This window comes from Anaerobacillus sp. 1_MG-2023, from assembly GCF_030547345.1.
Taxonomy (GTDB): domain Bacteria; phylum Bacillota; class Bacilli; order Bacillales; family Guptibacillaceae; genus Guptibacillus; species Guptibacillus hwajinpoensis_B.
Window position 1 is genome coordinate 38,941 of record NZ_JAUORD010000015.1, and the last position, 19,378, is coordinate 58,318.

Genomic DNA, 19,378 nt, shown 5'->3' on the forward strand with positions numbered 1-19,378 from the left:
GAAATCCGTGTGATATATTGCTAAATTTCAGAATATATTTTATAGTATAGACAGAGGAAATGATCTCGCTCTTTTTTTTGAATAAAAAATGAATGAGCATTCATTCAACAGGGGAGGTTCGCTATGACACGTAGCATTCATAAAGTAGCTGTATTAGGAGCAGGAGTAATGGGATCAGGCATTGCCGCCCACCTGGCGAATGTAGGAATTCCAAGTTTGCTATTGGATATTGCACCAAAGGAACCGAATGAAAAGGAAAAAGCCAAAGGGCTTACACTCGCTGACCGTTCTGTCAGAAATAGACTTGCGGCTGAAGCGATTGAGAAACTTAAGAAACAAAAACCGGCACCGCTTTCTAAGAAAGATCACATTCAATTAATTGAAGCAGGAAATATGGAAGACGATATGGAGCGCTTGCAAGAAGTTGACTGGATTATTGAAGTTGTTGTCGAAAACCTGGAGATCAAGAAAAAAGTATATGAAAAAGTAGATGAATATAGACGACCTGGAACCATTGTTAGTTCCAATACTTCCGGTATTTCCGTAGAAGCAATGGCTGAAGGTAGATCAGAAGATTTTAGGAAGCACTTCCTTGGTACGCACTTTTTTAACCCACCAAGATATTTAAAGCTTCTTGAAGTGATTCCAACGAAAGACACGGATCCAGACGTCCTTTCTTATATGAAAACATTTGGTGAAGATATTCTCGGCAAAGGTGTCGTAGAAACGAAAGACACGCCAAACTTCATTGCCAATCGAATTGGAACGTATGGCCTGCTTGTCACAGTTAGAGAAATGATGAATCGCGGCTTTTCAGTTGGAGAAGTAGATTCTGTAACTGGCCCAGCAATCGGCCGTCCAAAAAGTGCAACGTTTCGAACACTTGATGTAGTTGGACTTGATACGTTTATTCACGTAGCGAACAACGTTTTTGAACAGGTTGAAGGTGATGAGAAAGAAGTTTTCCGGATTCCTAAATTTATGCAACAGATGAAAGAAAAAGGCTGGATTGGAGCAAAGGCAGGTCAGGGCTTTTTCATAAAACAAAAAGGGGCAAAAGGAAGCGAAATTCTAGAGTTAAATCCATCTACGCTTGAATATGAACCACGACAGAAATTAAAAACAGCTTCTGTTGAGGCAAGTAAACAAGCGAAGTCAAAAGCGGATAAACTGAAAGCGCTTGCTTATGCGAATGACCGCGCAGGTGAATTAATTTGGAACATCATGAAGCCTGTTTTGCTTTATTCTGCTAAGAAAACCTACGAAATTGCTGATGATATCGACGCCGTCGATCGTGCCATGAAATGGGGCTTTGGATGGGAAATGGGTCCTTTTGAAACGTGGGATGCTCTTGGAGTTGAGAAATCAGTGGCTCGAATGAAGGAAGAAGGCGAAACGATTCCTGAATGGGTTGATCAAATGCTTGCCTCAGGGCAAACGTCTTTCTATAAGCAGGAAGGTGCCACTCAATCTTTCTACCATAATGGTGAGCAAAGAGTAGTGGAGGAAAGTAAGAAAGTTATCCACCTTAAAGGATTAAAAGCGCAAAATCGCGTGATTAAGAAAAATACCGGGGCAACGCTTCTTGATCTTGGAGATGGGGTTGCAGGACTTGAATTCCATTCCCCAAACAATGCAATTGGAATGGATATTCTCCAGATGATTAATGAAGCCGTTGATGAAACGGAGAAAAACTTCGAAGGACTCGTGATTGGAAACCAGGGCAAAAACTTCTGTGTTGGTGCCAACGTCGCGTATATGTTAATGGAAGCTCAAGATGATAATTTTTTTGAAATCGAAATGGTTGCAAGGAAGTTCCAACAGTCCATGGCACGTATTCGCTACTCTCAAAAACCAGTCGTAGCAGCGCCGTTTCAGATGACGCTTGGTGGTGGGGCAGAAGTGTGTATGCCAGCAGCTTCCATTCAAGCTTCTTCAGAAACATATATGGGCCTCGTAGAAGTAGGTGTTGGCTTGATTCCGGGTGGAGGCGGAAATAAAGAACTTTATATGCGTCAGCTAGAGCAAACGCCTCCAGGAGTTAATGTTAACTTAACTGATATTGCCGCCAACGTTTTTGAAACGATTGCGATGGCGAAAGTTTCAACATCAGCACATGAAGCAATGGAACGAGGATTCATTCGACCTCAAGATGGTATTAGTGCTAACGCGGATCACGTTCTTCATGATGCAAAAGAAAAAGTACTCTTCCTTGCTGAACAAGGCTATCAGCCACCTGTTGCTAAAAAGATCCCAGTTGCTGGAGAAGCAGGTTATGCTGCAATGCTAATGGGAGCGAAAACGATGAAATGGAGCGGTTACCTTTCCGATCACGATTTAACAATTGCGACCAAACTTGCTCACGTCATTGCAGGCGGAAAAGTAAAAGAAGGAACATTAGTCGATGAGCAGTATCTTCTGGATCTTGAGCGTGAAGCGTTCCTCAGCCTGCTAGGAGAGCCAAAAACGCAAGCAAGAATGCAGCATATGTTACTTAAAGGAAAACCGCTGCGCAACTAGTATGGAGGAGGGAAGTTTGATGAAAGAAGCAGTTATTGTATCCGGTGCTAGAACACCTGTTGGAAAAGCAAATCGTGGAACGCTTGCCAATATGCGTCCAGATGATCTTGGAGCACTTACCGTTAAGGAAACGTTAAAGCGTGCCGGCGGTTATGATGGTGCAATAGATGATGTGATTATGGGGTGCGCTATTCCTGAAGCAGAACAAGGACTGAATGTAGCTAGAATGATTGGAGCTAGAGCAGGTCTTGCTGAGACGGTTCCAGCCATTACAATCAACCGATATTGTTCTTCAGGTTTACAGAGTATCGCTTATGCTTCAGAACGCATAATGCTTGGCCAATCTGGTGCCATATTGGCTGGTGGAGTGGAATCTATGAGCCTTGTGCCGATGGGCGGTCATGTGATAAAGCCCAACCCTACTCTTGTAGAAGAAAAACCTGAATATATTATGGGAATGGGACACACAGCGGAAGAAGTCGCACGTCGCTTTGAGATTAGCAGAGCAGATCAGGATGCTTTTGCGCTAAGGAGTCATCAGCGTGCAGCTCAGGCAATCAAAGATGGGAAGTTTCAGGATGAAATTGTTCCGATCGAAGTGACGAAAAGATGGATTGATGAGAAAAACAAATTACAGGAAAAGAAAGTCCTTTTCTCACAAGATGAAGGTGTTCGGGCAGATACGTCACTTGATGTTCTCGGTAAGTTACGTCCAGTATTCAATGTTAGAGGCTCTGTTACCGCCGGAAATTCATCACAAACAAGTGACGGAGCAGCAAGTGTTCTCGTCATGGATCGAGAAAAAGCTGAAAGTGAAGGCTTAGCGCCTATGGCTAAGTTCAGATCATTTGCTGTTGCTGGTGTAGCACCCGAAATAATGGGAGTCGGACCGATTGAAGCGATTCCTAAAGCTCTTCGACTCGCTGGACTTGAGCTATCTGATATTGGGTTATTCGAATTAAATGAAGCTTTTGCATCGCAATCTCTTCGCGTCATTAGAAAGCTTGGACTTGATGAAGACAAAGTGAATGTAAATGGTGGAGCAATTGCACTTGGTCATCCACTTGGATGTACAGGGACGAAGTTAACCTTAAGCTTAATTCATGAGATGAAACGCCGCGGAGAACAATTTGGTGTTGTGACGATGTGTATTGGCGGAGGAATGGGCGCTGCCGGAGTGTTTGAAATTCTTTAAAGGCAACGAAAACAAGGGAGGAAAACAAGCATGTCTAATACAATGAACAAAACGGTTAAAGGTGCAAGCTTCTTGATTGAGGATCAAAAGGCAGAAGATATTTTCACACCGGAGGATTTTTCAGATGAGCATGTCATGATGGGGAAAACGACGGAAGACTTTGTAGTAAAGGAAGTCGTTCCAGCACTTGATAAAATTGAGAATCATGAATTTGAAATTTCACGGAAGCTTCTCGAAAAAGCTGGTGATCTCGGACTTCTTGGAGCGGACGTTCCAGAAGAATACGGCGGTCTTGGCCTTGATAAAATCAGTTCATCTGTTATTACTGAGAAATTCGCTCGTGCTCGTTCGTTTTCCCTAAGTTATGGCGCCCATGTTGGAATCGGCTCTCTACCTATCGTCTTTTTTGGAAACGAAGAGCAGAAGAAAAAGTATCTTCCAGGTCTTGCGTCAGGAGCTACAATTGCTGCTTATGCTTTGACTGAGCCTGGTTCAGGTTCTGATGCTCTTGGGGCTAAAACCACAGCTAAGCTTAATGCTGAAGGAACACATTATCTTCTAAGCGGTGAAAAGCAGTGGATCACGAACTCCGCTTTCGCAGATGTATTCATTGTCTATGCGAAAATTGATGGCGAACATTTCTCTGCTTTCATTGTTGAGAGGGATTCCAAAGGTCTTTCAACTGGTCCTGAAGAAAAGAAAATGGGAATCAAAGGCTCTTCTACAAGAACATTGATTCTTGAAGATGTTGCCGTGCCAAAAGAAAATTTACTTGGAGAAGCAGGTAAAGGGCACATCATTGCATTTAACATCTTGAACGTTGGTCGCTATAAGCTAGCGGTAGGTACAATTGGTGGAATGAAGCGTTCGATCGAACTTTCCGCTAAGTATGCGTTAGAGCGTAAGCAATTTAACACGCCAATTGCAAAGTTCTCTCTCATACAAGAGAAACTGGCGAATATGGCAGTAGCAACATACGCAACAGAAAGTTCTACTTACCGCACAGGAGGTCTTTTTGAGCAGAAGTTAGGAAAGCTTTCGGATGAAGAACAAAAAGACGGAGCGAAAGTCGCAGAAGCAATTGCAGAGTATGCGATTGAGTGTTCACTAAATAAAGTGTTTGCTTCAGAAGCGCTAGATTATGTTGTAGATGAGGCAGTACAAATTCACGGTGGATACGGCTTTATGTCTGAATATGAAGTTGAGAAAATGTACCGTGATTCTCGTATCAATCGTATTTTTGAAGGAACGAATGAAATCAATCGCCTTCTAGTTCCAGGCACGCTTGTCCGTAAAACAATGAAAGGCGAGCTTCCATTCCTTGAAAAGGCTACTGCACTTCAAGAAGAGCTCATGATGTTAACGCCACAAGAAATTGGTGATGCACCACTTGAACAGGAAAAGCATCTCGTTAAGATGGCAAAGAAGATTATGCTTATGACTGCAGGTACAGCTGTTCAAAAATATGGCAAGGCTCTTGATAAAGAACAAGAAGTTTTATCAAACATGGCAGATATCGTAAGCGAAATTTACTCTATGGAATCAGCCGTACTTCGCACAGAGAAAGCGATTAATAAAACTGGTGCAGAAAAGCAACAAAATAGACTTCTTCTAACACAAGTTTTCTGTCAGGAAGCTTTCAACCGTATTGAAGCTCATGCTAAAGAGACTTTGGTTGCCGTCGAAACAGGCGATTCACTTCGCATGATGATATCTGCTCTTCGTAAACTCTCACGTTATACTCCTATTAATGTTATTGCGAAGAAACGTGAAATCGCTGCAAGCATTCTTGAACAACAGCGTTTTACGGTTTAATAAACTATCATTGCTATACTAATGTAAAATAACAATTTGAATTGGTCATAACCGACAGGATCAAAACTAACTTCCAAACCATGATCTCTATTGTCCCTCCATAAACGGGGGGATTTTTTTCTCTTAATTAGGAAAAATAGTGAGTGGAATAATGAAAGGATTTTGTTAATAGTTGACGAAATTTACTTTTAGGTGCATCTGTATTTGTCCAACTCCTCTCATGTGGTAAACTAACGTTATAATCACTTGAGTGTCTTTAAGGAGGAACAGATTTGCCCATTACATTTTATGCATATCCCAAATGTGGTACATGCCGTAAAGCGAAGAAATGGTTCGAGCAAAACGATATTGAAGTAAATGAAGTACACATCGTCGAAAATCCGCCCTCAAAAGATGAGTTAGCTGTCCTGCTTAATCATAGCGGCTTACCAATTAAGAAATTCTTTAATACGAGTGGGCAGAAATATCGAGAGCTTGGATTAAAAGATAAGGTCGCTACATCGACTCAAGACGAATTGCTTGAAATCCTTGCTTCTGATGGGATGTTAATCAAACGTCCAATCGTAACTGACGGAGAAAAAGTTACTGTTGGGTTTAAAGAGGATGTATTTGAGGAAACATGGAAACGATAAAATAGTTGCTTAATTAATAATAACTATTATACGATAGTTATTGTAAATAATATTAACTACTAACCTTTATTAAGAGGAATTATTTCAGGGAGGAATTACTAATGAACTTACCAAAAGATTTTCGCTACTCAGAAGAACACGAATGGGTGCAAGTACAAGAAGACGGAAACATCCGCATCGGTATTACAGACTTCGCACAATCAGAACTTGGAGATATCGTTTTTGTTGAGCTTCCAGAAGAAGGCGACACGATTGAATCTGACGAGCCTTTCGGTAGCGTGGAATCTGTAAAAACTGTTTCTGAGCTATACGCACCAATCTCAGGAAAAGTTCTTTCTGTCAATGAAGATTTAGAAGACAGCCCTGAATTCGTTAATGATTCACCATACGAAAAAGCATGGATGGTTGTTGTAGAACCTTCTGAGCCTTCTCAAGTAGAAGAACTAATGACAGCTGAAGCATACGAAAAAATGGTAAGCGAAGACGAATAACTCAGTCATCCATTTTATAGCTCTCCATTGCTAGTCGAATTTTGAGCGTAAAAGTCCACTCATCATCGTAAACTCTTATTAATGAATGTGTTTCCTAATTTCAGTCATATAATGAACCAATGATGGCTTTACGGAGTGAAACAATAAAGAGGGGATGATACCAATGATTGAGACACCTCGCCAAATGCAAAGAATCGACGTTACTCGAAAGGTATATGGTAAATTTGATCAACAAGCAATGAACTTGTTTATGGACAAGGAAAAAATTGGCCGTATCTTATTCTCAGATCAAGGAAATCAATATGAGTTTCTTGAAGGATTTGAGATGGAGAAGAACAAAATTTATCATTACGAACAAGTAATCGAGCAAAATGGAAGGTATGTAGAAGACTGCGACCTCGGCTGGTGTTAATAAGAAAAGCGAATACGCTCGTTAAGGCCCGACAAGCACTTCTCTTCTAACGCCAACGACTTTATTACTGCATAAAAAACCGGCCATTTGGCCGGTTTTTTTATGCTTTGTTTTTGCGAATATATTTAATCGTTTTGATTAAACCATCAGCTGATGGTCTTCCAAATGGGCTCGACTGTAAATATTGTGCCATTAATTTGCCGTTCTCATCGATAAGAAAGATGGCAGGCTCTCCATGCTCACCGTGATCTTCATAGGGGTCATCTTCTCGATGCATCATAACACCATAGGAATCAATTGCCGCATTCTCTTTGTCACTTATTACTGGGAACTCGAGGTTATGCTTTTCTTTCATTTTTCTAAGAGATTCTAAGCTATCTTTTGCAATGGCAATTGGATGGACGTCTAACTTTCTAAAAGCACCTAGATGCTCTTGAAGCTCTTCTAATTGCTCATTACATACAGGGCACCATTCTCCTCTGAAAAATAAGAGCATATGCCAACGCTTGTCTTCCTTAAGGTGCTGTTCAAATTGAAACAGTTCACCTTCAGTATTAATTAACGAAAAGGATGGTACTTCCTGTCCAAGGTTTAACTTTGCCATTATGACCACTCCAATCTTTAATCTTATTGATTTATTTCCACCAGTTGAGCATGATAAAACATAATTGTGTGGTTTAGTGTGAGTAGGGTTAAGGGAAAATAGGTACTGGAAAAGAAAATGACCTATGGAGGGAATTACTATGGCTTTGTCGAAACAAGAATTACAGCAATTTAAAAAACAATTATTAGATCAAAAGAAAGATCTTTTAGATGGTGGTGCAAGTCACCGAGATGAAAATGCTGCTCTATCTGAGGAAACAGGAGAATTAACATCGTACGACAATCATTTCGCTGATATGGCTTCTGAATTGGATCAGCGTGAGAAAGATATTACACTGGAAGATGCAGCTAGAGAACGATTAAGCTTAATAAATACAGCACTTGATCGTATTCGAGAAGGTAATTACGGAATTTGTGTAGATACTGGTGAAGAAATTGATAAAGAACGTCTTGAAGCCATTCCTTATGCGATACGCACCAAAGAAGCACAAGATCAATTGGAAGAGGCCAAAGAAAGTAATAGACCGGATGATGAGGCTACATTTGAAACGTCAGGCAATAGAGTCGATGATCGCCTTCGCACAGTGGATGACCTCCAGAATGAACACGGTAATTCAACATCTGAAACATATTTAGAAGAGGACGATCCTGATCAAGGCAATGATTAACAAAGCTTTCATTCATCTGGCTCAATGAGTAGCTGTTGTATCTAACACTTCAAAATGAATAAATTAAATCATATGCCTTGAAACGAAATGCTTCAACCACCATATGCTATAGTAAATGAATTGATACGACAGCTTGAAATGGAGCGTTGTGCCATGACTGATAAAGTAATTATTGTAGAAGGAAAGACAGATAAGGAACAGTTAATGAGAGTGTTAGATGAGCAAGTGGAGATTATCTGCACTTATGGAACGATTAGTTTTGACAGGCTAGAAGAACTTAGTGAAGAGCTTGAGGAGAAGGATGTATATGTTCTTGTAGATGCTGATGATGCCGGAGAGAAATTAAGACGGCAGCTTACACAAGAAATTCCACATGCCGAACATCTCTACATTACAATGCTTCATCGTGAAGTAGCAGAAACACCTCTAAATTATTTAAATAGGATTTTAAGGGCGGCGAAATTTAAAGTAGTGACCGTCCAATAATCAAGAAATGAGCGAAAAGGAAGCTTAACTAAGCTTCCTTTTCGCTCTTACATAGAATGGGGTATAAACATGCAAGACATAACCGATGAATCCATGGTTAGTGAACTATTACAAAAGGAAGGCACTGTTTTTTTCTTTTACACGCCTTTTTGTCAGACGTGCAAAATTGCAGAGCGAATGTTACAAATTGTTTCGAGCACTAAAGGGGTTGAATCACATATCTACTCATGTAATTTAAATTATTTTCCTTGGGTAGCGGAAGCACTTAAAATACAAAGTGTACCTGCATTAACAGTTATTAGGGAGAAGGGCGGGAATAACACCCTTTTTGCCTTCGAATCAGTCGTAACTGTGGATGCATTTCTTAGTGAACACAAATTCGTTTGATGAAATTTGACCAATTTATCGTTATTTTCTGGATTTAGAAAATCGCTTCAAGACGGGCTTGAATGAATACGCAATTCGCTGAAAATTAAGCAAGATTAATAATGATAAATTAATATAACAGGAAGTAAAGAAACAGTAACATTGTCATAAAATTGTATTTTCGTTCATGCTGATTGAATGGTATAACTGAATAGAGTCACCTTTCCGATGTTTGATACGAATGGTGACGCATTTTTATTTTAATTACTAATTTAGAATTCTCAAACTAAAAACATCTAAGAATCCAACCCGAGAAGCAATCAATTAGAAATTGACTGCAAGATGAGAGGTGTATAACATGACAACCATTTCAATCAGCACAATGGGAAATTTCGCAAATCATAAAGAAAATAAAAAAGATAGTATTACATTAGAAGATAAAATTGATAGTATACAAAACGGAAACCAGTTATTAAGAAACCAGCTATTAGAAGATTACCAACCGTTTATTAAGAAAATCACGTCCAAAGTTTGCAATCGTTATATCAATCATTCGATGGATGAGTTCAGTATTGGACTTTCAGCTTTTAACGAAGCGATGGATCAGTTTCGAAAAGGACAAGGAAGTAGATTTTTAACCTTTGCTGATATGGTGATTAGAAGAAGAGTCATCGACCATATCCGTAAAGAAGCAAGACAAAATAAGTATATTTATCTTGAGCCTGAGGAACTTGATGAGGAAGGCCGACTAGAAGATAGTTTTGCAGAACAGAAAGCTGCACTTGATGTATACGAAATGGACAGACAGCGTGAAGTAAGAATGTATGAAATTGAGGAATACGAACAATTGTTAAAGAAATTTAGCATTACGTTTAAAGTTCTGAGCAAAAACTGTCCTAAACATATTGATGCAAGAGAAAATGCAAAGATGATTGCGCAATTGATTGCTCAAGATGACATTCTTTCAAGTTATTTGTTAGAAAAAAAGCAGCTCCCTATAAAAGATTTGCTAGCGCTCGTTACATGCAGTCGAAAAACGATTGAACGTAATCGAAAGTATATAATAGCAGTGGCGTTAATTCATCTGGGTGGATTTAATGCGCTGAAATCTTATATACAGTAGTTGAATTAAGGGGGCCAGGGGATGAAAAATGGGGTCATTATGGACATTCGTGGACGTAAAGCGGTTGTATTAACACCCGATGGGGAGTTTACTACGATCAATTTGAAGCGAAATCATACGTTAACAATCGGCTCTGAAATTAAACTTACACCAAAACCATTAAACAAGAAAAAAGGTTATTTTACCCCCTCTATGCCCACCCTGGCCGGTATGGCAGCAATTTTGTTATTAGTTGTAATCGTGACAGGTGTGATTCCTGTTAGACAAAATGACGCAGTTGCGGCCTATGTAAGCTTTGATATCAATCCAAGTATTGAGGTTGGAGTCAACTCCGACCTTGAAGTTGTTCAATATCAAGCGTGGAATTCGGACGGTGAAGGGTTAAACTTAGATCAAGAGGTAACGAACATGCCTCTAAGCGAATTTGGAGGGCTCCTAGTCTCGAAACTCGACAAAGAGGGGTATCTAACAGAAGATAGAAAACTGCTTATTGTCGCCTCAAATGTAGAGAAGAAAGAGCGTTATCAGGCGATCAAGGATCAGCTTGAGAATACGATTCAAGGAATAGAACAGAATCAAGCATTAGTCAATCAAGCAGTTGCTATTACAACGATATTTGATACTGACTATAGTACTCGAGCAAAAGCTATAGAAAATGGGATAACACCAGGAAAATATATGACTTATCTTGCTGCTGTTGATCGGGGAGCTACGTTATCAATAGAGGAAGTACGGAATTTGTCTGTCAAAAACATGGATGAATTAGAGACCGAAAGCATGACCGCAGTGGAATCAAAGTCGAAAGATCGCTCTTTGGAACTAGAAGATTCTGTCGTCCAGTTGAACGATAAGACGGTACCTAATCAGAATCAAGAAGATAGTGATTTAGTTCTTCAGGAGCCTGAGCAAAGCTCTTCTGATAAGGTTGAAAATGTGGAGAAAGAACAAAAGGACACGACTTCAGAACCAGAAATTAGCCCGTCAGATCAAACTGAAGCATCTAAAGATAACAACAAAGTGCAAAAAGATAAAATAGAGAAAAACGAAGACGAAGCTAATTCTAAAATAGCTAAAGAACAAGACAAAGAAAAAAAGAAGGCTGAAAAAGCAAACGAGAAAATAGAGAAATCTCAGGAAAAATCGGATAAAAAAATAGAAAAAGCTCAAGAAAAAGAGGATAAAAAGGACAAAAAGAAAGACGAAAAGCAGGATAAAGACAAGAAGGACAAGAAGGACAAGAAGGACAAGAAGGACAAGAAAGATAAGAAAGATAAGAAAGATAAGAAAGATAAAAAAGACAAATAACGCAACATGCTATTATTTATTTTATTTTCATTATTTTAAGCCAGAGGGATTCCTCTGGCTTTTTTTATGGTGTGGTTATTTTGATGTCATGATGTCGGGCAGTGCCTTTGCGATATCAAGAAATGATGATTTGTCATCGAACACATGTACGATTTGGTGATCTTGATTAAGCAATACAGTTGTTGGGACACCTGTACAACCAAATTTGTCGTAAGTTTCTCGTCCACTGTCTTGTAAAACGAGGAAAGGAAGATTGTTTTTGATCGTGAAATCTTTACCGGCTTCTTCTGACCGTTCACGACCTGTCACGTTAATTGTTAAGAATGCTAATGTATCAGCATCTGCATGCTGGTAGAACTGTTCTTTCATCGGTAAATCTTTCATACAATCGGGGCACCAAGAAGCCCAGAATGTAATCATAACTGGTTTCCCCCTGAAGTCCGTTAAGCTGATGATTTCTCCGCTTTGTACTTCTTCTAACGCAAAGGACGGCGCTTGCACTATCAATCACCTCTTCAAAATTATTCTAAGGCTACTTTATCAAAAATTCGATTCTAATCAAACTTAATACACTGTAGGCTCTGTTTCACGATAATTTGGATTAACATAGGCATTCTTTAAAAAAATGAAAAGAATGATAATTCCGAAAAAGTGTTTGACACTAATGCGCCACCTTGCTAAAATAAACTCAATTAAACAAAAACAAAATATTCTTACTTATCTAGAGAGGCGGAGGGACTGGCCCTATGAAGCCCGGCAACCGTCAAACCAATTCTGGTTTGAAAAGGTGCCAAATCCTGCAGGAGAAATCCTGAAAGATAAGCGGAGCTGATGAATAAATCAATCCTCTCTGTCTTTCAGAGAGGATTTTTTATATTGAGGCGACGTTTTCTTATAGCATTGGTTCTAGATTTATGGCTCATTATTATAGCCTTAATGAAGAAAGACGGATTGGTCGAAAGGAGTGATAGGGGTTTGGAAAGAGAGACGAGATACGAAGCTCAGAACGTATTGATTGGCTCGTTCACACTTGAGTCTGGCGAGACGCTACATGAAGTAGAACTCGCTTATGAACGCGTTGGACCAGAAGACGCTCCGGTTATTCTTGTCTGTCATGCATTAACTGGAAATCAATATACAATTGGTGATTCTGAGCCTGGCTGGTGGAAAGGATTAATTAGAAAGGATGGCTATATCGATACTTCTGAATTTCAAGTTATAACGTTTAACGTTCTTGGAGGATGTAACGGTTCTACAGGACCGCTATCGATTAATCCAGTCACGAGAGAACGGTATAAAGCGGACTTCCCGTTTGTTTCAGTGAGAGATATGGTCCACTCACAGAAAAAGGCACTTGAAGTGTTAGGTATCGATCACCTTCATGCTGTGATTGGTGGATCACTTGGAGGAATGCAGGTTCTTGAATGGGGTGTCCTTTACCCAGATGGAATGGAGCATCTGATTCCACTTGCGGTAACCCCAAGCTTAAATACGTATGGAATAGCTTATAACGCGATTTCTAGATTTGCTATTACAAACGATCCTGATTGGAAGGATGGATACTACGATCCTCATCAACAGCCAACATCGGGGCTTGCAACTGCAAGAATGATCGGTATGATCTCTTATCGAACAGATGAAATGTTTCAAAAAAAATTCGGTCGAGCGGCGATCGAAACTTCAGAAGAAAATCATAAAGTAGCACAGTACGAAGTGGAATCTTATTTACACTATCAAGGAAATAAGCTTGTAAGCCGATTTGATGCAAATAGTTATTTGTATTTATTACGGGCAATGGACACACATGATATTAGTAAAGGCCGAGGTAATCTTACATCTATTATCAAGGACATTAAAGCGAGCATTCTTGCTATAGGTTTTAAAGGGGATTTAATCTATCCTCCAGAGGATTTAGAAAAATTGTTTGCTCAAGTTCATTCTTCTCCGTTTTATCTAATCAACACAAAATTTGGTCATGATGGTTTTCTCGTTGAGTTTGATAAATGGGGACCGCTTATAAAGGAACAAGTAACATTAACTAAAAATATCGAAGGAGTGAAGTGAAATGGCAGAGAAAAAATATAATTTGGAGACAATTGGAATTCATGGAGGTTTACAAGCTGATCCAGCTACAGGCGCAAGGGCTTTACCGATTTATCAATCGAATGCTTATCGATTTAATAATACTGATCACGCAGCCGATTTATTTGCCTTAAAGGAAGAAGGGTTTATCTATTCGCGCATAGGCAACCCTACAGTGGGTACACTTGAAGAACGTATTGCTCAACTAGAAGGTGGTGTTGGAGCTCTTGCTCTTGCAAGTGGCATGGCTGCCATTACAACTGCCATTCTAAATGTAGCCAATAGCGGGGACGAAATTGTTTCTGCTTCGACTTTATACGGTGGAACGTATAACCTCTTTTCTGCTACACTTCCGAAATACGGAATAAAGACCAACTTTGTTGATCCTGAAGATCTGGAATCTTTTAAATCAGCCATTACTCCAAATACGAAAGCTATTTTTGCAGAAACGATTGGTAACCCGGGTCTCCATGTATTAGATATTGAAAAAGTAGCAGATATTGCACATGAAGCTGGAATCCCACTTATTATAGACAATACATTTGCTACTCCATATCTTTGTAGACCAATTGAGCATGGGGCAGATATCGTCGTTCATTCCGCCACAAAATGGCTTGGCGGAAACGGGTCCACAATGGGAGGAATTATTGTCGATGGTGGCAAATTTGATTGGAATTCACCTAAGTTTCCGGGCTTCACAGAACCCGATGACACGTACCATGGCATAGTATTCGCAGAAGCACTACCCGAAGCGGCGTATATCGTGAAAGCAAGGGTACAGCTCCTAAGAGATACAGGTGCTGCGCTTAGTCCATTTAACGCTTTTCAAATTGCTCTAGGTGTAGAAACACTCCATGTTCGCATGAAAGAGCACGTTGCAAATACTCGGAAAATCGTTTCTTACTTAAAAAATCATCAGGCAGTTGAGTGGGTGAGCTATCCTGAAGATGAGAATCATGTATCGAATCAATTGGTGCCAAAGTATCTACCTAAAGGTGCTGGAGCTGTCGTCGTATTCGGAATAAAGGGAGGACGCGAAACCGGAGCAGGAATCATTAATTCAGTTGAACTTTGGTCTCATGTAGCAAACGTAGGAGACGCGAAAAGTTTAATTATTCATCCTGCCAGCACAACCCACCAGCAGCTAAGTGCGGAAGAGCTAACAGCTTCCGGCGTGCGTGATGACCTCATTCGTTTATCTGTTGGAATTGAACATATTGATGATTTAATCGCTGACCTGGATCAGGCCATTGCCAAAGCAAAAGTTGAAGCCAACGTATAATTCAGCACTAAAGCTCTCTTCCATTTGAAGAGAGCTTTTTTTAGTTTAGCAGTTTCTGACTTCATTACGTCAAATATTGAATGAGAGACTAAGATGACTAGTCTTCAAAGCTCATCATATATACACATGACAACTGTAAATAAACATACAGAAAGAATGCTTACCCTTTTGGTGATGCAATGGTCAATTACGTAAGAGGACTGAGCCGTTTGGTTGTTCCTTGTTTAATCTTTTTCTTTTCAATAAGTAAATCGAGTTGTAATTTTCTTCTATGCTTTTTCATAAAAACGAGAGCTTCGCTATGATGCTACTCATTGAGATAGGTTTGTTGTTTAATTCAGTTTTTATCAAATCGGCTAAAATAATTAGAAAAATCCAGGTATATACTTGAAAGCGTTGTAGCTCAGTATAGGAATTCTAACAGAAGATAGCACTGCGGATGGCGTTGGCAGGTGTAAAGTATATAAGATATGTTTACAATTTTTTTTGGAATGGTTTATAGATCTGGAGAGGACTTGCCCAAGAAAAGGTACAGATGGATCCAGCTCTTTCTTTTAAATTTCCTTGGCATAAAACAAAAAAATGTAAGCGTTTTATTGAATTTATAATTAAAAATTTTTCGTGTGATTAAATCTCACGCATACCAACGTTGTAAGCGTTTCCAAATAGATTGATATATCAAAATTATCAAAAAACTTATATTTTAGGTGTTGACCTTAAGTCCAAACCGGCGTAATATAATCCTCAATTAAACAAAGTATTCAAATAACTCAAACACACAATTAGGACCCCGGATTACGTTGGTCCTATCATTAAACACTAACGCTTTACTGCGTCTACTTAACAAACAGAAAGGAGTGAACAAGGTGAGTGAACAGTGGATCTACCTTAACGGAGAATTTGTGAAGAAAGAAGATGCCAAAGTATCTGTATACGATCATGGTTTTCTCTATGGCGATGGGGTGTTCGAAGGAATTCGCATGTATGACGGAAATGTTTTTCGATTAGAACATCATTTACAACGGCTTTATGATTCAGCTCATTCAATTATGCTTAAAATAACGCACACTATGGAGGAAATGACCGCCATTATTGTGGAAACGCTGAAGAAAAACAACCTTCAGGATGCCTATATCCGTATTGTTGTATCACGCGGAGTTGGGAACCTGGGACTTGATCCTTTCACATGTAAGGAACCTCAAGTGATCGTTATTGCAGAATCACTAGCCTTGTTCCCTAAGCGATTATATGAAACAGGAATTGATATTGTAACGGTAGCAAGTAGAAGAAACCGATCGGATGTCTTAAGTCCGAAGGTTAAATCGCTCAACTATTTAAATAACATTCTTGTAAAAATTGAAGCGAATTTAGCTGGTGTCAGCGAAGCTCTAATGTTAAATGATCAGGGATATGTCGCTGAAGGATCAGCTGATAATATATTCATCGTAAAAGGCAATGTGATCAAAACACCGCCTGGATATGTTGGTGCATTAGAAGGAATTACGCGAAATGCCATTATGGAATTGGCAAGACAAAAGGGATATGACATGAGAGAAGAAACTTTCACACGTCATGATGTCTATGTTGCAGATGAAGTGTTCCTAACTGGAACAGCTGCTGAAGTTATTGCGGTCGTAAAAGTAGATGGTCGAGAAATTGGTGAAGCAAAACCGGGTAAAACGACGAACGAGTTGCTTGAAGCATTTCGAGATATCGTCACTGTCGATGGTGTCAGTGTTTACCCTTCAAAACGAGACGTTCAAGCAGGATAATTCTTACAAAAAAATAAATATCAATAATCGATGACGAGGCAAAAGAAACAGGAATTGGTATTAACCAGAGAGCCGGTAGTGGTGGAAGCCGGTATTACCCCCTGTATCGACATCCCCTCCGAGTGTTGATCTGAATTAAGTAACATAGGATCAGCCAAGTGTTCTAAAAACACTTGTTATCAAAACGAGCAGTTTGCTCATGAGGCGGCATCTTTTTGTCGCAAAGTAGGGTGGTACCGTGAAGTCTTTTCGCCCCTATGGACCGTAAAAAAAGCGGCGTAGGGATGAGAAGGCTTTTTTTTATTAGTAATAAACAGTAAAATACGCAAACCCGTTATCGAACGGAGGCGTGCAACACAATAAAGCATTGGAGGGTATGAATATGCGGGCGAAGGCTAAACCAGAAGCCGAAGCGGTAACAGCGGAAATGACCGGGGCAGACGTATTGATTGACTCTTTAAAAAAAGAAAATGTTGAAGTTCTCTTCGGATATCCGGGAGGAGCAGTTCTTCCAATCTATGATGCACTTTATCGATCGCCAATTAAACACATTCTCTCAAAGCATGAACAAGGTTCCATTCATGCGGCTGAAGGATATGCGAGGGTTAGTGGGAAACCAGGTGTAGTTATTGCAACATCAGGTCCAGGAGCAACAAACCTCGTAACGGGGATAACAGATGCCATGATGGATTCATTACCACTGGTTATCTTCACTGGGCAAGTTGCAAGTACGGTGATTGGTACAGATGCCTTTCAAGAAGCGGATATTATGGGAATTACAGCACCAATTACAAAACATAATTATCAGGTTCGTGACGTTCAGGATCTACCAAGAATTATTAAAGAAGCGTTCCATATTGCAACAACAGGACGTCCCGGTCCAGTTCTAGTTGATATCCCTAAGGATGTGGCGAACAAAACCATTGCACCCGGCTATGATTCTACTATTCATCTACCCGGCTATCAGCCAACTTTCTCGCCAAACATTTTGCAGATCAAGAAGCTCGCGGATGCGGTTGGTGCAGCAAAGAAACCGGTGATTTTAGCTGGAGCTGGCGTTCTCCATGCGAATGCAGGAAAAGAACTCGTCGCTTTTTCTGAGAAGCATCGCATTCCAGTCATCAATACATTACTTGGTTTAGGAAGCTACCCTGGCAATCATCCTCTATTCCTTGGAATGGGAGGAATGCACGGAACGTACACAGCGAATATGGCACTGTATGAATGTGACTTGTTAATTAGCATTGGTGCACGATTTGATGATCGATTAACGGGTAACCTTGACCATTTTGCCATTCATGCAACGGTTGCTCACATCGACGTTGATCCTGCAGAAATTGGGAAAAACGTTCCTACTCAGATTCCAATCGTATCTGATGCAAGAGAGGCATTGAAGAAGCTTCTAGATATTGATTCACCAGTTCCAGATACAGAGGATTGGCGTAAGGTGCTTACTCAAAATAGTGAAGATTTCCCACTTTGGAAGAAAACATCTTCAACGGAATTTCTGCCACAGCGAGTAGTTGAACTCGTGCATGAATACACGAAGGGAGACGCTATTGTTACGACGGACGTTGGTCAACATCAAATGTGGGCGGCTCAGTACTACGCATTTGCAGATGCCAACCGATGGGTAACATCTGGTGGACTTGGCACGATGGGCTTTGGTTTCCCTTCCGCGATTGGAGCACAGCTCGCATTCCCAGAACAAACGGTTGTGGCTCTTACAGGAGACGGGGGATTTCAGATGACATTACAGGAGCTATCGACTCTGCAAGAGTTAAACCTTCCTGTGAAAGTAGTCATCATGAACAATCAGACGCTTGGAATGGTGAGGCAGTGGCAGGAAGCTTTCTATGAAGAACGCTATTCTCAATCCCTTATACCTGTACAGCCAGATTTTGTGAAGCTTGGTGAAGCTTACGGTATCCAATCTTTTAAAGTAACCAATGAAGAAGAAGCAAAAGTTGTTTTTGAAGAAGCCTTTTCTCACCGAGATCCAGTTTTGATCGACTGTAGAGTAGCTGGAAAGGAAAATGTATATCCAATGATTGCACCTGGTAAAGGGCTTCATCAGATGATTGGGGTGAAACCATGAAACGAATCGTAACTGCAACAGTGATTAACCAAAGTGGTGTTCTAAACCGCATTACGGGGTTGATGACCAAGCGGCAATTTAATATCGAAAGCATAACGGTTGGTCATACCGAGACAGAAGGAGTATCCAAAATGACCTTTGTCGTTAATGTGGACGGTGATGCGAAGATTGAGCAGCTGATCAAACAGCTCAATAAGCAGATTGATGTTTTGAAAGTAACTGATATAACGGATCAAGCTATCGTTGTCCGAGAATTAGCGTTAATTAAGGTTATAAGTAACGCCCAAATTAGAAGTGAGATTTCAGGAATTATTGAGCCGTTTAGGGCTTCTATCATCGATGTCAGTCGAGAGAGCATTACCGTACAAGTAACGGGTAACTCCGACAAAATTGAAGCGATTCTAGACCTTCTCAGGCCATATGGCATTAAGGAAATGGTTCGAACTGGTATAACTGCTTTTCCAAGAGGAAGTCAAAAGTCAGTAACAGATTTGAAGCAGTATTCCATTTTAAATTAACTAATAAACC

The 19,378-nt window shown here is 40.1% G+C and carries 18 protein-coding genes and 1 riboswitch; of the genes, 16 read left to right on the forward strand and 2 right to left on the reverse strand.

Annotated features, from left to right (window positions below; genetic code table 11):
• Positions 1-123 precede the first annotated feature (123 nt).
• From Q4550_RS19940 to Q4550_RS19965, 6 genes are all read left to right on the forward strand, one after another.
• Positions 124-2,520, forward strand: coding sequence for a 3-hydroxyacyl-CoA dehydrogenase/enoyl-CoA hydratase family protein (locus Q4550_RS19940; protein WP_303535483.1), 2,397 nt, complete (start codon positions 124-126; stop codon positions 2,518-2,520).
• A 19-nt stretch (positions 2,521-2,539) separates the two neighbouring features.
• Positions 2,540-3,715 carry an acetyl-CoA C-acetyltransferase gene (locus Q4550_RS19945; RefSeq protein ID WP_303535484.1) on the forward strand — a complete coding sequence of 392 codons (1,176 nt, stop codon included), beginning with the start codon at positions 2,540-2,542 and terminating at the stop codon, positions 3,713-3,715.
• 30 nt (positions 3,716-3,745) lie between these two features.
• Complete coding sequence (locus Q4550_RS19950) at positions 3,746-5,530, forward strand: acyl-CoA dehydrogenase family protein (RefSeq protein ID WP_303535486.1); 1,785 nt, start codon at positions 3,746-3,748, stop codon at positions 5,528-5,530.
• 272 nt (positions 5,531-5,802) lie between these two features.
• Positions 5,803-6,162, forward strand: a complete 360-nt coding sequence (locus Q4550_RS19955; RefSeq protein ID WP_194218961.1) for an arsenate reductase family protein — start codon at positions 5,803-5,805, stop codon at positions 6,160-6,162.
• Positions 6,163-6,263: 101 nt separating this feature from the next.
• Positions 6,264-6,653: a glycine cleavage system protein GcvH gene (gene gcvH, locus Q4550_RS19960; RefSeq protein ID WP_194218962.1), complete on the forward strand. Its 390-nt coding sequence runs from the start codon at positions 6,264-6,266 to the stop codon at positions 6,651-6,653.
• Positions 6,654-6,816: 163 nt separating this feature from the next.
• The gene (locus Q4550_RS19965; RefSeq protein ID WP_303535489.1) at positions 6,817-7,065 is read left to right on the forward strand and encodes a YusG family protein; all 249 of its coding nucleotides are present in this window, start codon (positions 6,817-6,819) and stop codon (positions 7,063-7,065) included.
• 100 nt (positions 7,066-7,165) lie between these two features.
• Here the strand turns inward: Q4550_RS19965 and Q4550_RS19970 are convergent, their stop codons facing one another.
• On the reverse strand, positions 7,166-7,669 hold the full coding sequence (locus Q4550_RS19970) for a peroxiredoxin family protein (RefSeq protein ID WP_303535490.1): 504 nt from the start codon (positions 7,667-7,669) through the stop codon (positions 7,166-7,168).
• Positions 7,670-7,808: 139 nt separating this feature from the next.
• On the opposite strand from Q4550_RS19970, the gene Q4550_RS19975 reads away from it, so the two are divergent.
• The 5 genes from Q4550_RS19975 (at position 7,809) to Q4550_RS19995 (ending at position 11,616) form a co-directional block, all read left to right on the forward strand.
• Positions 7,809-8,336 carry a TraR/DksA C4-type zinc finger protein gene (locus Q4550_RS19975; RefSeq protein ID WP_303535492.1) on the forward strand — a complete coding sequence of 176 codons (528 nt, stop codon included), beginning with the start codon at positions 7,809-7,811 and terminating at the stop codon, positions 8,334-8,336.
• A gap of 153 nt (positions 8,337-8,489) precedes the next feature.
• Complete coding sequence (locus tag Q4550_RS19980; protein ID WP_303535493.1) at positions 8,490-8,822, forward strand: toprim domain-containing protein; 333 nt, start codon at positions 8,490-8,492, stop codon at positions 8,820-8,822.
• A 69-nt stretch (positions 8,823-8,891) separates the two neighbouring features.
• Positions 8,892-9,209, forward strand: a complete 318-nt coding sequence (locus Q4550_RS19985) for a thioredoxin family protein (RefSeq protein WP_303535494.1) — start codon at positions 8,892-8,894, stop codon at positions 9,207-9,209.
• A 337-nt stretch (positions 9,210-9,546) separates the two neighbouring features.
• On the forward strand, positions 9,547-10,311 hold the full coding sequence (sigI, locus tag Q4550_RS19990; RefSeq protein ID WP_303535496.1) for an RNA polymerase sigma-I factor: 765 nt from the start codon (positions 9,547-9,549) through the stop codon (positions 10,309-10,311).
• Between the two features lie 21 nt (positions 10,312-10,332).
• Positions 10,333-11,616: an anti-sigma factor domain-containing protein gene (locus tag Q4550_RS19995; RefSeq protein ID WP_303535498.1), complete on the forward strand. Its 1,284-nt coding sequence runs from the start codon at positions 10,333-10,335 to the stop codon at positions 11,614-11,616.
• 75 nt (positions 11,617-11,691) lie between these two features.
• Here the strand turns inward: Q4550_RS19995 and Q4550_RS20000 are convergent, their stop codons facing one another.
• Positions 11,692-12,117: a TlpA disulfide reductase family protein gene (locus tag Q4550_RS20000; RefSeq protein WP_303535500.1), complete on the reverse strand. Its 426-nt coding sequence runs from the start codon at positions 12,115-12,117 to the stop codon at positions 11,692-11,694.
• A 213-nt stretch (positions 12,118-12,330) separates the two neighbouring features.
• Positions 12,331-12,441, forward strand: a riboswitch (SAM riboswitch).
• Positions 12,442-12,591: 150 nt separating this feature from the next.
• On the opposite strand from Q4550_RS20000, the gene metX reads away from it, so the two are divergent.
• From metX to ilvN, 5 genes are all read left to right on the forward strand, one after another.
• On the forward strand, positions 12,592-13,680 hold the full coding sequence (gene metX / locus Q4550_RS20005) for a homoserine O-acetyltransferase MetX (RefSeq protein ID WP_303535502.1): 1,089 nt from the start codon (positions 12,592-12,594) through the stop codon (positions 13,678-13,680).
• A gap of 1 nt (position 13,681) precedes the next feature.
• Positions 13,682-14,980 (forward strand): O-acetylhomoserine aminocarboxypropyltransferase/cysteine synthase family protein, encoded by a 1,299-nt coding sequence (locus tag Q4550_RS20010; protein WP_303535504.1) that lies wholly within the window; start codon positions 13,682-13,684, stop codon positions 14,978-14,980.
• 866 nt (positions 14,981-15,846) lie between these two features.
• Entirely contained in the window at positions 15,847-16,752 is a 906-nt protein-coding gene (ilvE, locus tag Q4550_RS20015) for a branched-chain-amino-acid transaminase (protein ID WP_194218970.1), read from the forward strand.
• Between the two features lie 376 nt (positions 16,753-17,128).
• Positions 17,129-18,850 (forward strand): acetolactate synthase large subunit, encoded by a 1,722-nt coding sequence (ilvB, locus tag Q4550_RS20020; protein ID WP_371018700.1) that lies wholly within the window; start codon positions 17,129-17,131, stop codon positions 18,848-18,850.
• Positions 18,847-19,368, forward strand: coding sequence for an acetolactate synthase small subunit (ilvN, locus tag Q4550_RS20025; RefSeq protein WP_194218971.1), 522 nt, complete (start codon positions 18,847-18,849; stop codon positions 19,366-19,368). Before ilvB ends, ilvN begins: the two co-directional genes overlap by 4 nt.
• The last annotated feature ends 10 nt before the right edge of the window (positions 19,369-19,378 follow it).

Bases quoted from the DNA above. Each gene is read 5' to 3' on its own strand.
- Q4550_RS19965 (WP_303535489.1), top strand. From the start codon at position 6,817: ATGATTGAGACACCTCGCCAAATGCAAAGAATCGACGTTACTCGAAAG.
- ilvB (WP_371018700.1), top strand. From the start codon at position 17,129: ATGAATATGCGGGCGAAGGCTAAACCAGAAGCCGAAGCGGTAACAGCG.
- Q4550_RS19945 (WP_303535484.1), top strand. From the start codon at position 2,540: ATGAAAGAAGCAGTTATTGTATCCGGTGCTAGAACACCTGTTGGAAAA.
- Q4550_RS20010 (WP_303535504.1), top strand. From the start codon at position 13,682: ATGGCAGAGAAAAAATATAATTTGGAGACAATTGGAATTCATGGAGGT.
- Q4550_RS19985 (WP_303535494.1), top strand. From the start codon at position 8,892: ATGCAAGACATAACCGATGAATCCATGGTTAGTGAACTATTACAAAAG.
- ilvN (WP_194218971.1), top strand. From the start codon at position 18,847: ATGAAACGAATCGTAACTGCAACAGTGATTAACCAAAGTGGTGTTCTA.
- gcvH (WP_194218962.1), top strand. From the start codon at position 6,264: ATGAACTTACCAAAAGATTTTCGCTACTCAGAAGAACACGAATGGGTG.
- Q4550_RS19980 (WP_303535493.1), top strand. From the start codon at position 8,490: ATGACTGATAAAGTAATTATTGTAGAAGGAAAGACAGATAAGGAACAG.
- Q4550_RS19975 (WP_303535492.1), top strand. From the start codon at position 7,809: ATGGCTTTGTCGAAACAAGAATTACAGCAATTTAAAAAACAATTATTA.
- Q4550_RS19950 (WP_303535486.1), top strand. From the start codon at position 3,746: ATGTCTAATACAATGAACAAAACGGTTAAAGGTGCAAGCTTCTTGATT.
- sigI (WP_303535496.1), top strand. From the start codon at position 9,547: ATGACAACCATTTCAATCAGCACAATGGGAAATTTCGCAAATCATAAA.
- Q4550_RS19995 (WP_303535498.1), top strand. From the start codon at position 10,333: ATGAAAAATGGGGTCATTATGGACATTCGTGGACGTAAAGCGGTTGTA.
- Q4550_RS19970 (WP_303535490.1), bottom strand. From the start codon at position 7,669: ATGGCAAAGTTAAACCTTGGACAGGAAGTACCATCCTTTTCGTTAATT.
- Q4550_RS19940 (WP_303535483.1), top strand. From the start codon at position 124: ATGACACGTAGCATTCATAAAGTAGCTGTATTAGGAGCAGGAGTAATG.